12 protein-coding genes are annotated in these 12326 nt (G+C 56.0%); 2 read left to right on the top strand and 10 right to left on the bottom strand.

Features of this window, described 5'->3' with window-relative positions:
• Positions 1–31: 31 nt before the first annotated feature.
• From IEY52_RS27045 to cmk, 4 genes are all read right to left on the bottom strand, one after another.
• Complete coding sequence (locus IEY52_RS27045; RefSeq protein ID WP_189003057.1) at positions 32–2578, bottom strand: S8 family serine peptidase; 2547 nt, start codon at positions 2576–2578, stop codon at positions 32–34.
• 1 nt (position 2579) lies between these two features.
• Entirely contained in the window at positions 2580–3563 is a 984-nt protein-coding gene (locus tag IEY52_RS12665) for an Ig-like domain-containing protein (RefSeq protein WP_189003058.1), read from the bottom strand.
• A gap of 274 nt (positions 3564–3837) precedes the next feature.
• Positions 3838–4383, bottom strand: a complete 546-nt coding sequence (locus tag IEY52_RS12670) for a lysophospholipid acyltransferase family protein (protein ID WP_229684769.1) — start codon at positions 4381–4383, stop codon at positions 3838–3840.
• Positions 4358–5005, bottom strand: coding sequence for a (d)CMP kinase (gene cmk / locus IEY52_RS12675; RefSeq protein ID WP_308425016.1), 648 nt, complete (start codon positions 5003–5005; stop codon positions 4358–4360). The genes IEY52_RS12670 and cmk overlap by 26 nt, the downstream gene beginning before the upstream one ends.
• Positions 5006–5051: 46 nt before the next feature.
• Here cmk and IEY52_RS12680 point away from each other — a divergent pair, with 46 nt between their 5' ends.
• Positions 5052–5801, top strand: coding sequence for a peptidylprolyl isomerase (locus IEY52_RS12680; protein WP_189003059.1), 750 nt, complete (start codon positions 5052–5054; stop codon positions 5799–5801).
• Positions 5802–5910: 109 nt separating this feature from the next.
• Here IEY52_RS12680 and IEY52_RS12685 read toward each other — a convergent pair whose 3' ends face one another.
• Positions 5911–6288, bottom strand: a complete 378-nt coding sequence (locus IEY52_RS12685; RefSeq protein WP_189003060.1) for a VOC family protein — start codon at positions 6286–6288, stop codon at positions 5911–5913.
• A gap of 281 nt (positions 6289–6569) precedes the next feature.
• Here IEY52_RS12685 and IEY52_RS12690 point away from each other — a divergent pair, with 281 nt between their 5' ends.
• On the top strand, positions 6570–7154 hold the full coding sequence (locus tag IEY52_RS12690) for a peptidylprolyl isomerase (protein ID WP_189003061.1): 585 nt from the start codon (positions 6570–6572) through the stop codon (positions 7152–7154).
• Between the two features lie 78 nt (positions 7155–7232).
• Here IEY52_RS12690 and IEY52_RS12695 read toward each other — a convergent pair whose 3' ends face one another.
• The 5 genes from IEY52_RS12695 to IEY52_RS12715 form a co-directional block, all read right to left on the bottom strand.
• Positions 7233–8582 carry an ammonium transporter gene (locus IEY52_RS12695; RefSeq protein ID WP_229684770.1) on the bottom strand — a complete coding sequence of 450 codons (1350 nt, stop codon included), beginning with the start codon at positions 8580–8582 and terminating at the stop codon, positions 7233–7235.
• Between the two features lie 104 nt (positions 8583–8686).
• Positions 8687–10099: a cobyric acid synthase gene (locus tag IEY52_RS12700; protein ID WP_229684771.1), complete on the bottom strand. Its 1413-nt coding sequence runs from the start codon at positions 10097–10099 to the stop codon at positions 8687–8689.
• Positions 10100–10147: 48 nt separating this feature from the next.
• Positions 10148–11113, bottom strand: coding sequence for a pyridoxal phosphate-dependent aminotransferase (locus IEY52_RS12705; protein WP_189003062.1), 966 nt, complete (start codon positions 11111–11113; stop codon positions 10148–10150).
• The gene (gene cbiB, locus IEY52_RS12710) at positions 11101–11988 is read right to left on the bottom strand and encodes an adenosylcobinamide-phosphate synthase CbiB (protein WP_229684772.1); all 888 of its coding nucleotides are present in this window, start codon (positions 11986–11988) and stop codon (positions 11101–11103) included. The genes IEY52_RS12705 and cbiB overlap by 13 nt, the downstream gene beginning before the upstream one ends.
• On the bottom strand, positions 11967–12323 hold the full coding sequence (locus IEY52_RS12715; RefSeq protein ID WP_189003063.1) for a DUF4345 family protein: 357 nt from the start codon (positions 12321–12323) through the stop codon (positions 11967–11969). The genes cbiB and IEY52_RS12715 overlap by 22 nt, the downstream gene beginning before the upstream one ends.
• Positions 12324–12326 lie beyond the last annotated feature (3 nt).

Here is a 12326-nt window from a genome sequence, read left to right on the forward strand (position 1 = left end):
AGATTTCCGGGCTTTCTGGCTTTCAGAGGATTCAGTTCTTGACGTAGAACAGGGGGGAAATCCAGGTGTCCCAGTGCTCAGGGTTGGTGGGGTCTCCACCTGCACGCAGGGCACGCAGACGCAGACGGTAGGCACCGTCTTTCACGGTCTTGGTGACAGCCACGCCTGCTTTCAGCTGGGCTTTCTTGGCACCACCATACCAGGTGAAGTCGTAGTAAGGAGAACGGTCTGGGTTCAGAAGCTGGTTGCGTGGAAGGTCATTCTCAACGTAGACCTCACTACCTGTGTCGTAAATGGGTTTGTCGGTTCTGCCATCAAGCACATCGATCACGATTTGCTGGGCAGCATAGGACATCTGGAAGTAAAGGGTGGGGAATTGTCCTTTGGAGAAGTCAAAGACCGCACCATCAATCTGCTCGAACTCATTTCCGGTTTCTGGATCGAACATGGTCATGACGTTGTCGGTCATGGCGGGCAGGGCTTGCAGGTCCCCTTTGTATCCCATGAAGGGCACACGCACCACATCACCTTTGCTGGGGGTCATGACAATGTACCCACCAAACACCACACCATCGCGGTCATCTGGAGCTGGGGTGATGTCCACCTTCACAGGGAAGCTTTCACCAGGGTAGATGGTGACTGTAGAGTATTGCAGTTGCACATCTGGAACTTCTCCACTGAACTCCACGGGGTAAGTGCCGTAGGTTCCCACTGCAGGGGCCACAGACAGCTTGTACGTGAGCGCCTTGGTTCCGTTGTTGTACAGGCGCACCGTTTTGGACACCGTGCCCTGCACTTCGCCCAGGGCCAGACGGCTGGGCTCGGTGTAAACGGGGTTCAGGATGCTCTTGACCACATTGGCCATGCCTGCACCCTGACGGTGGACAGCGTCCAGGTAAGGGGTGCCTTTGAATGCAGCAGGGACAGCATTGTTTTGGAGCAGGCCCCTCACGCGCTCAAGGTTGCCTTTGAGGGTGGGGCGGGCTTCCAGCATCAGGGCAATCAAACCTGCCACGTGGGGAGAGGCCATGGAGGTGCCGCTCTCGGTGGCATATCCGCCTTTTTCCAAGGGGTAGGTGGAGTAGATCTGTCCACCAGGTGCAGCAACATCAGGCTTGAAAGCAAGGGTCTGGGTGGGACCGTAACTGGTGAAATCAGAGGGCAAGCCACCCACAGGGTTGGGGAAGCTCTTGATGTCTGACTTCCAGGTGATGGTGACGGCCTCAGCTGCAGCCAGCTTAGCATCCAGGGCTTCACCCGCAGATTTTTCGATGGACACCACTGGAATGTCTGCCACCACACTGGGGCTGATGTAGCCAGCTGTGTTGTTGTAAATCACCACGGCTGCAGCACCTGCGGCCTGGGCATTCTGTGCCTTGACCGTGAAAGCGCAAGTGCCCCGACGGATCAGCACGGCTTTGCCGGTCAGGCTTCCTGCAGGCAGCGGACTGCAAGCATCATTGGTGGTGGTTGCAGTGCCCGTGCGGGTGAGGGGCAGGGTGCCTGTGGTGGGCACAGGTGCACTGGCAGAACCTTTGATGAAACCCACATCCACACCATTGGCTGTGAAGTAATTCAGGTTCAACATGGTGGCTTCATAGCTGACCGCTGCAATGGTGTTTTGATCGGCTGCATTGTTGCCTGTGGCAAAAGGACCTTCCTTGCCTTCATTGCCTCCAGAAACCACCACAATGGTGCCTGCATCCGCGGCTTTTTTGAAAACCTCAGAGCGCAGTCCACCGGCCCAGGTGCCAAAGCTGCCCAGGCTCATGTTCACAACGTCCATCTTGTCTGCAACGGCCTGTTCCAGGGCTGCAATGATGATGTCATCGTATGTGGAACCTTCACAACCAAAAACCCGGTAAGCGCCCAGCGAAGCCTGTGGAGCCACACCTGTGACCGTACCGTGTGCACCTACAATCCCGGCAACATGGGTTCCGTGCCCGTTGCAGTCATCGGCAATGTTGTCTGGCTTGGGCACATAATTGCCGGGTTTGCCGTAATTGTCGCCCACAAAGTCATGCTGGACGATGATGTGGTCTTTGAGGTCTGGGTGGTCAATGTCGATCCCGGTGTCAATGATGCCCACCTTGATGCCCTTACCGCTCAGGCCCATTTCGTTCTGGGCAATGTCTGCCCCGGTCTGTGCGAGGGCTGTGGTGAGGGCCGGGCTGGGTGCTGCTGCGGGAACATCTTTGGGCAGAGAAATCTGGCCCACGCGATAAACGGCTTTCACACCTGGCAATGCTGCCAGCCGCTCGATGTTGCCACGGGTGGTTGTGACCGACACCCCATTGAACACCCTGCTGTAAGCGTAGTTCTGCTGGTACTGGATGTTCTGGTCTGCGGCCAGTTTGGAGAAGCTTTGCACAGACAGACGCTGGATCCCTACACCCTGGGTCTCAAACTCCACCATCCAGCGGGTTTGAGATTGCAATGTTTTGGTGGTGGGCTGACTGGTCTGGGGCGCATGGGGGGCAGGCAGGCTTTTCTGGGTGGGGATTGTACCGCCTGAGCACCCGGCCAGAATGATGGTCGCGGTGATCAGGGTCAGAGATGAAAAGAACTTCTTGCTCACATTACTCTCCTTCTACCAGAGTGAGGCGCACTTTGTAGGTGTTTTTGGCATCGTTGTCTGCCATTCCAGCATCTGCTTTGAAACTGGTCACCTTGATGTAATAGGTGGAGTCTTCGGTGAGGGTGTATTCGATTTTGGACCCCATGTCCGTCCCTTTGAGGGGCTCTGCATCGTCATTGAAGGCCAGGAAGTCCGTGGCAGCATTCAAAATGGGTGGGTACAGGAAGACCACAGAATCCAGTTGCGAGTCTGCATAGGCGCTCTGGGTCATCACTTCAATGCGAACCATCTGCCCTTTCTGGCCTTCAAACTTGTACCAGTCCACATCTCTGTCAGAACCATCAATGATGGCCTTGCCGGTGGTCTGTCCAAAGGTCAGCAGGCTGGCCTTGTCAAAGGTGTTGTTGGGCTCCAGCAAATCAGGCAGCACCACTTTGAAGGAGGAGGTGAAGGTTTTGGTGTTGTTGGAGGTGTCTTTGGCGGTGATGCTGATGTTGTAGTTGCCGTCCACCAGGTTGTTTTGCATGAAGGTGAAAGATCCATCTGCACCCAGGGTCAGGTTCTGGGCTTCTCCACCGTTGATGGAAATGGTGGCAGAGGCCACACCACGGTTGTCGGTGATTTTTCCGCTGATGTTGGTGGAGGGGGTGGTGACGGTGGAACCGCTGGCAGGAGCGTCAAGCACAATGCTGGGCGCAGTGACATCGGTGTACAGCACTTTGAAGTGCAGGGTGACATCCTTGCGGTTGCCAGCTTTGTCCCAGGCGCTGATCACCACGGTGTAATCGCCTTCGGCCAGCCCTGTGAGGTTGATTTTGTAGCTGCCATCTGCGTTGATGGTGATGCCCTTTGGAGCGCCGCCATTGACGGTGTAGCTGGCAGCAACCACCATGAAGTCATCGGAGAGGGTGCCAGTGATTTCCACACTGTTGGTGGCAATCACTGCATTTTCTGCCGGTCCAGAAACCACAACCAGGGGGGCCATGATGTCTGCCTTGAGGTTATTACAGCCCACCAGCAGGAATGCTGTGGTTAAGGACAAACCAAGCGCTTTTTTATACATGCGTCACCTCGCAAAAAGCCCAATACAGTACACCGTCCACTGGTTCGCACCAACCTAGGCAACCATGGACCCCGTACAGCTTTTTGTGACACCAAGCATAACTTTCTCAGGGAAAGAATGTCAATCTCTCATGCGAAAAAAAGACAGGAACGCAAAATTCCTGTCCTGCAAGGCTTTAATCAATTCCTCAGCCCACCTACAGTTGCTTCAAATTTTCCAGCGCCACTGCAAGTTTCTGGGTCAGCTCCTGCATGGTGCCTTCGGGTGGAATCAGCTCTCCGAAACGCACAATCCACTTGCCTTTCTTCTCCACATAGACCGGCATGATGGGGGCTTTGCCCTTCAGGGCAATCAGGGCCACCCCACCCATCACCTGGGAACCCCCCCGGGTGCCCTGTGGGAAAATCCCCAACCCTTCTTCCTCTTCCAGGGCCTTGATGCAAGCGCGGATCGAAGCGATGTCGCTTTTGCTTTGCCGGTCCACAGGAATGTTGCCCACCTTGAGCATGTACCACTTCATGATGGGGTGGGCAAACAGCTCTTTTTTGGACAGGAAACGCAGTCGTCTTTTGGCTGCCACTGTGATCACAAAAGGATCCATGTTGCCCACATGGTTTCCAGCCACAATCACCCGCCCGGTGTGGGGCAGCTTTTCCTTGCCAATCACTTTCAGTCCAGAGGGGTAAACCAGCAGGCTGGACAGAAACACCGTCAGGTCATACATCCAGGGAATGGGAATCAAGGTAAACTCCTTTCAAAATGTGCTCCACCACTTGCTCCAGGGTCATGTCGCTGGTTTCCACAACATGGGCATCTTCGGCAGGTCTGGATTGCACCCGGTCTTCGCGGTCTCGCATTTCCAGGGCGGCCTGAATGCTCTCCAGGTCTTCAGGGCGTTCCTTTGCCCTGCGTTGTGCCCGCACCCGTGGGCTGGCTATCAGATAAAACTTGTGTCTGGCATGAGGAAAAACCGCAGTGCCCATGTCTCTGCCCTCGGCCACAAAAGGCGGGGGCAAATCTTTGAGTTGCTCGGTCACCCAGGTCCGCACTTTGGGATGCTGGGCAATCTCACTGACCGTCAGGTCCACCTCGGTGGTGTGCAAGAAGGGTGTATAGTTTTCTTCTCCCTGCCAGACTTCGTTTTCTTCGGGTCTGGGAATCAGGGTGAGGGGATGGGTTTGCAAGACCGCCACAATGGCATCCTGATCGGCAGGATCGGTCTGGGTCACGTACACCAGGTAGGTCACGGCTCTGTATAGATAACCGCTGCTGATGTAGGGGACCTTCAATTTGCTGGCAACGCGCGATGCCACGCTGGATTTTCCGCTGGCCGCAATGCCGTCGATGGTGATGATCACAGTCACGGCTTATGGTAATACACTCATTCCCTGTGCGTAAAATGGTTTTTGTATGAAATCCAAATGGTTGCTTTGTGCAATGGTCCTCACTGCATCTCTGGTGGCATGCAAACCCAAAGATGACACCACCGATTCCAGCACCTCCCAGACCACCGAAACCCCGGAAACCAAGCCCACCGAGACCAAGCCAGCAGAAACCACCCCCACAGTCACTGCAGCGGAAGTCCTCAAGGGCTACACCCAGGAAAAAGCCCTGAGTGAAAAGCCCATCCGTTCTTTCAAGGAAGAACCCGACCGCATCCTCAAGGACAACACCGATTACGTGGCCAAAATTGAAACCACCCAGGGGGACATCGTGATGGACCTCTTCGAGGAAGACACCCCTGCCTCGGTGAATTCCTTTGTGTTTCTGGCCCTCAACCACTACTACGATGGCATCAAATTCCACCGGGTGATCGACGGATTTGTGGTGCAGGGCGGAGACCCCAACACGTTGCAAGAAGACCGCAACACCTGGGGCCAGGGCGGACCGGGTTACCAGTTTGGTCTGGAAGTGCGTTCCAACCTCAACTTCGATGAGAAGGGCATTCTGGGCATGGCCCGTGCCCAGGATCCCAACAGCAACGGCAGTCAGTTTTACATCACGCTGGCTCCTGCCACATCCCTGAACGGTCAATACACGGTTTTTGGAAAAGTGCTGTCTGGTCTCGATGTGCTGGACAAAATCAAAAAGTATGAAGCCCCTGCTGAAGGCGAACCCGACAGCATGAAGACCGTTTCGATCTATACTAAGAGCAAGTAACAACTGTTACCTGCTTCTTTAAAGAGGCTGCATCTTCCATTCCTGAATGCTTCTCCCCCACTACCCAACCCCGTAGCGCCCCCATCGCTACGGGCCTGTTTTTGTCACCTCATTTGAGGGTGCTGTGGTGCTGGCCCTGCACCACTTCAAGGCGGTTTCCCCAGGGATCGGTGGTGAAAATCCGGGGCACCTCCAGGGTATCGTCCAGGGTGTAGGCCAGATGATGTTGTTCAAAATGGCGCTTGACCTGCTCCAGGTCTGCTGTTCTGAAGCAGGGATGGGCTTTTTTCTGAGGCACAAAGGGATCTTCACTGCCAACGTGAATTTGCCGTCCATCTGGAAGGCCAAACCACACCCCTCCACGGCCCTGCAAGGGTGCAGGTTTTTCCAGCTCCATCAGGCCCAGAATTCCACCATAAAAAGCCCTCACGGCCGCTTCGCTGTTTCTGGGAGCGGGAATCAACACATGGTCCAGTCCGGTGATCATGGTTTCAGCATAAACCCTGCTGGAGCCTGAGGGCGCAACCCTGGAGGGGACAAACCTGGTCTTTGACCCTCCCTCCAGGATGCCCTGCACAACCCCGCTCAGGCCCTGATGGGTTACAATCCCCAGCCCTGATGTTCGGAGCCCATCTTGGGCCATTGCTGGTGATCCTGGGCTTCCTGTTCAAACCCAGTGGCCTGATTCTGCTGGGGATGGTCCTCTTTGCAGGCAGAAAGCAGCAAAACTGCACTTTTTTTCCCGCTTCTTGTCATACAATGCTCTGGATGAGTGACATTTACATTCCCCAGGGTTATGCCCTCACCCCTGAGCTGTCCAGCGAGCGCAAAACCCGATTCAACCAGGCCCCCGAACTCGGGGATGGCATCGAGCCCGGCAAGCAGTACAAGGCCGTTTTTGAAACCAACAAAGGCCGTCTGGTGATTGACCTGTACGCAGATCAGGTCCCTGTCACGGTCAACAACTTCGTGTACCTGCTGCGCAACCATTACTACGACGGCATCGTGTTCCACCGGGTGCTGGAAGACTTCATGGCCCAGACCGGAGATCCCACTGGAACCGGCAGCGGTGGCCCTGGCTACAACTTCGAAGACGAGTTTGACCGTGACCTGCGCCACCGCGGCAAAGGGGTGCTCAGCATGGCCAACCGGGGTCCCAACACCAACGGCTCCCAGCTGTTCATCACCTTTGTGGACACCCCCTGGCTGGACGGCAAACACGCCGTCTTTGGTCGGGTTTCCGAAGGTCTGGATGTGCTGGACAGACTGCAGCGCATCGATCCCATGCGTCCTTCCAAGGAAATCCAACCCGATGTCATTGAAAAAGCCTACGTGGTGGAAAAAAGCAGCTGAGGTTTCCTAAACCTCTGAAACAAACAAGCACCAAAAAGAAACCGGGCCCTGGCCCGGTTTCTCTGTTCTGACTGAACCTCAGTCCGAGGAGATCAGCACCGGAGCCGCCAGGTTGCTGGTGTCCTGGGTGGAAAAACCAAAGTCATCGTTGTTGTAACCGGATTCCTGGTGGAGGGCCAGGTCCACCCCAATGCTCTCTTCATGCACATCCACCCGCAGGGGAATGAAAATCTGGGTGAGTTTCATGCTCACAAAAGTGAGGCCCGCACAGAAGGCCACAGTGAAGATCAATCCAAGGGCTTGAACCCCAAACTGGGTGAGGGGGTCTTTGCCCTGCCCGGTGGTGAAAGCGAACAGACCGGTGAACAGGATGCCCACCACGCCGCCCATGCCGTGCACGGCGAACACGTCAAGGGAATCATCGAATTTCAGTTTGTGCTTGTAGGCCAGAATCCAGAAGGACACGGTGGTGGCCAGGAAGCCTAGCAGGAGGGCAGCCAGAGGGCTGATGAAGCCCGCAGCAGGTGTTACAGCGACGAGGCCTGCAATGCTTCCGGTGGCCGCACCCAGCACGGTAGCGCGTTTGGAGTGCACGTATTCCCACAGCATCCAGCTCAGCATGGCTGAAGCGCCAGCGGCATTGGTGGCGGTGATGGCCCGTCCTGCGCTTTCTCCAGCAGTGAGGGCAGACCCTGCATTGAAGCCCAGCCAGCCGAACCACAGGAGGCCCACACCCAGCAGCACATAAACCATGTTGTGGGGAAGCACAGCACGGCGGGGCCAGCCAAAACGCCCACCCACCATCATGGCGGCAATCAGGCCAGAGAATCCGCAGGCCACCTCGATGGGGAGGCCTCCGGCGAAGTCCAGCACACCCAGTTTGGCCAGCCAGCCGTTTGGGGTCCACAGCCAGTGCACCAGGGGGATGTACACCAGAATGCTCCAAAGGGTGATGAACAGCAGGTAGGCTCCGAAACGCATCCTTTCCACCACTGCACCGCTGATCAAGGCCGGGGTGATGATGGCAAAACCTGTCTGAAACAGCACAAAGACATATTCGGGGATGGTGCCCCAGACCTGGTTGTCCAGGCCTGCCAGACCGGCATGGGAAAGGTTGCCGATCCAGCTTCCCTCACCAAAAGCCAGGGAGTAGCCGAAGAAAATCCACAGCACCGACACAATGGCAATGGCGGCGAAGCTCATCATCATGGTGTTGAGAACGCTGCGGGTGGAGACCAGACCTCCGTAAAAGAGGGCCAGTCCGGGGGTCATCAGGAGCACCAGGGCACTTGAGGCAAGTACCCATGCGGTGTCTCCCGAGTCTATCTTGCCGCTTGCAGCCAGGGCAGGGCCGCTGAGCAACACCAACAGGGGAAGAAGGCGCGTCATGGTTCCAGCGTAACCGCCTTTGCGTTTTGTGTGCTTCATTTGTGCAGTCAAGCCCAAATTTCATGAACGTCTAGCAGGTTCTCCAGGAAGTTTCGCATTTTGATGCAAGAATTTAAGCAAAGCGTGCAGAAAATGCGGAACAATCAGGACAAAAAGCCTTCCCAGCCAGAGGTTTTGATTGCCTGTTCTGCAATTCTGTTGAGTTCCTGCTCCAATTCACCACTCCAATCTGGCACTTCGGCCTGAAGCTGCAGGATGTTCAGAAATTCCTGAACAAAAAGCCGGTTTTCAAAGAGACCATGCAGGTAAGCCCCCCTGACGTTTCCCTGCTGCCATCCCAGTTCATGGGGCAACCAGGGGGTGGCTCCCAGGTTGCGGGTGATGCCATGGTGAATCTCATAACCTGAGACCTCACCATCCAGATAAGGGATGCAGGTTTGCAGGGTGGTCTTGTCCGGGTCCAGGGTGGTTTCCACTTCCAGCAGACCCAGACCTTCTGCATCTCCGCTTTCAATGTTGTGGGGGTCCAGCAAGCGGCGGCCCAGCAATTGCATGCCTCCACAAATGCCCAGAACAGGTTTCCCTGTGGATGCAAATTGCTGAACCTGCACTTTCCAGCCGGTCTGGTCCAGCCAGCGCAGGGATTCTGCGGTGTTGCGTGAGCCCGGCAAAATCAGGGCATCGTAAACCTCCAGGTTTTGCAGGTCCCTGAGCGGCACCACCTGCACCCCGGACTGGTGCACCAGCGGATCAAACTCATCCAGGTTGCTGGCATAGGGATAACACAGCAGCGCAATGTTTTTCACCCCGAACCTGGGTTCTGCCCGGTAATGCAGGGTGTCTTCTTCAGGAAGTTTGTTGGGCAGCATGTCCACAATGGCCACCACAGGAATCCCGGTTTGCTGTTCAAGCCACATCGGGGCTTCCCTGAGGAGGGTTTTGTCTCCCCGGAATTTGTTGAGGATGAAGCCTTTGACCAGAGACCGTTCTTCCTCATCCAGGCACATCCAGGTGCCCAGCAAATGCGCAAAAGCGCCTCCTTTGTCTATGTCTGCAATCAGGTACACCTCTGCCTGGGCTTCTTTTGCCACCCGCATGTTCACGATGTCGCTCTTTTTGAGGTTGATCTCTGCCGGGCTTCCCGCCCCCTCAATGATCAGGATTTCAGCTTCCTGCTGCAGGCTGTGCAGGGCTTCCTGCACCACACCCCAGAGCCTGGGTTTGCGGTCAAACCAGGGCAAAGCAGAAATTTCAGGATCAGGCTTGCCCATAACCACCACGGCACTGCGGGTGTCTGCCATGGGTTTGAGGAGCACCGGATTCATCCGCACATCTGGCAAAACCCTCGCTGCCAGCGCCTGCAGGTACTGTGCCCGCCCGATCTCCAGTCCATCCCGCGTCACAGCAGCAAAATTGCTCATGTTCTGGGCTTTGAAAGGGCGCACCTGGTAACCCAGGTTGGCATAGTGCCTGCACAGGGCCGCCGTCAGAAACGACTTGCCCGCATCTGAGGTGCATCCCATCAGCATGATGGTTTTCAGGGGTTTTTTGTGCATGTTTTCTGTTTTATGGTTCATGTTTTTTCTCTTTAAAAGTGTTGCAGGTCAAAAGTGCTGCAGGCCATAAAAGTCACGCAGGCCTTGCAGCAAAAATGCATCCTTTTCAAGCTGGGTGCTGACCCGGATGTGATCAGGAAAACCATAACTGGCACAGTCCCTGACCCGGATTCCCCTTTCCAGCAGAAAAGCATTCAGTCTGGGGGTTTCAGGGGCTGGAAAGAGCATGAAAGGCAAACCCTGAGGCTGGACCTTCAGGGCAACAGCCAGTTGTGCTGCAGCTTTTTGCACCACAGGCAGGGTCTGCTGCACAAAATCCTGGGCCACAGGCAGGCTCCTGAGGGCCACATCCAGACTGGCGGGCAAATGCCACGCACTCTGCAGGTTGCTCAACTGCTGGGCGATGGGTTCGCTGCACAGGGCATAAGCCAGGCGCATCCCCACCACCCCATGCACCTTCCCTGGAGATTGCAGTCGGATCACCCGCTCGGGAAGTGCTGTTGGATGGATGCCCAGAAAAGGCAGGTAAGCTTCATCCAGCAACACATGCTCTGCCTGATCCAGCAAGGGTTGCAGGTCTTCCCAGAAATGCCCTGTTGGGTTGTGGGGGTTGGAGAGGTAAAGCAATTTCACTGGTTTGAGCTGTGGGTTCAGGCGGTCTGTGACCTGCAGCTTGCCTCTGCACAACTCCACTGCACGGGCAAATTCTCCAAAAGGCGCACCCACAGACAGCACTTCATCTCCAGGACGGAGCAGGGCAAAACAGATGCGGTACATCAGTTCGCTGGCCCCCACTCCCAGCACCACCTGTTCTGGTCTGACCTGATGCCAGTGGGCCAGAACGGTGCGGGTGTGCAGGTAGGTGGGCTCTGGATATTCGGTCAGGTCTGCGGCTTTCCAGGCCTGCAGCAACACTGGATTGGGTCCCAGAGGATTGCTGTTCACCGAGAAATCCAGCGGCTGATCTTCGGCTTGTTTGCCCCCGTGGAGGGCTTTTGGGATCAGCGGAAACATGCCACCACAGCCAGTAAAGCCACAGCCACCCAGGCCACCCGATGGAGGACAGACAGCGTTTCCTGCAGATCTTTGCGCTCAGGTTCCCTGAATTCTGCTCCCAGCACATAGGTTTCCCGTTTGCTGAGTTTGACCCCCAGCAGACCGGCCAGGGCTGCCATCGGATACCCCGAGTTGGGGCTGGGGGTCATCTGGGCATCCCGCAACATGGTTTGGAAAGCCCGCTCAGACTTGCCCACCGCACAGATCAGCCCGCCGGTCAGCCGGGCAGGAATCAGGTTGAGCACATCATCCATGCGGGCCGCCACCTTACCAAAATGTTCCAGTTCCAGGCTGCGGTAACCCCACATGGCATCTGCTGTGTTGCAAAAACGGTAGAAGGCCACCATGGGCAACCCTCCCACCAGAAACCAGAACAGTGGGGCCACCAGAGAATCCGAGAGGTTTTCGGCCACGGATTCCATGGCTGCACCCATCACTTCACTTTCAGACAGTTCTGAGGTGTTGCGGCTCACCAGATGCCAGGAGAGTTCCTGTCTGGCCTCTGGCAAGGTGGGGGCATCCAGCACTTTTTCTCCTGCCTGTTTCAGGGCTTTCCAGGCCATCAGGGGTTTCAGGCACAGGGTCAGCAAGAGCAACTGGATTCCTGTGGGAAAAAGCTGAAGCAGAATCTGAACCACAAGAGCAACCAGCACCACCAGTCCAGCACCCACACCCCAGCCCAGCAAACCGGGCAAGAAGCCCTTCTTCAAAACCCTGCGGGCCAGTTGCAAATAATTGCCCATCCAGACCACCGGGTGAAGTTTGCTGGGGGGTTCTCCCAGATGGTCCAGCCCAAAAGCCAGCAGGATGGTCAGGCCAGAAAACAGAGCCACAATCCCCCAATGGTTTCCAGAATGAACATCAGCTGCATTTTTCCCCGGGGTGCCCCACCCCGAAACAAAGCCACAATGCGCCCCATGGGCTGGGCCAGCACCATCAGGGCAGCAAAAATGGCCACAGGTCTTTCATGGGGCAAAAAAGCCGCATAAATCAGCATGGCTGCAGTGACCGACCACACCCCCACATAAATGGCGTGAAATTCACTCAGGCCATTTATGTTGTCAAACCTGAGGCCCAGGTCCTGCATCACGCTGGAAGGCTTCCTGATCACCTGCACCGTGATCAGGACATAGACCAGGGCCACCCCGAGGAAAAGCAACGTGCGCATGGT

It is taken from the genome of Deinococcus roseus (assembly GCF_014646895.1).
GTDB lineage: Bacteria > Deinococcota > Deinococci > Deinococcales > Deinococcaceae > Deinococcus_C > Deinococcus_C roseus.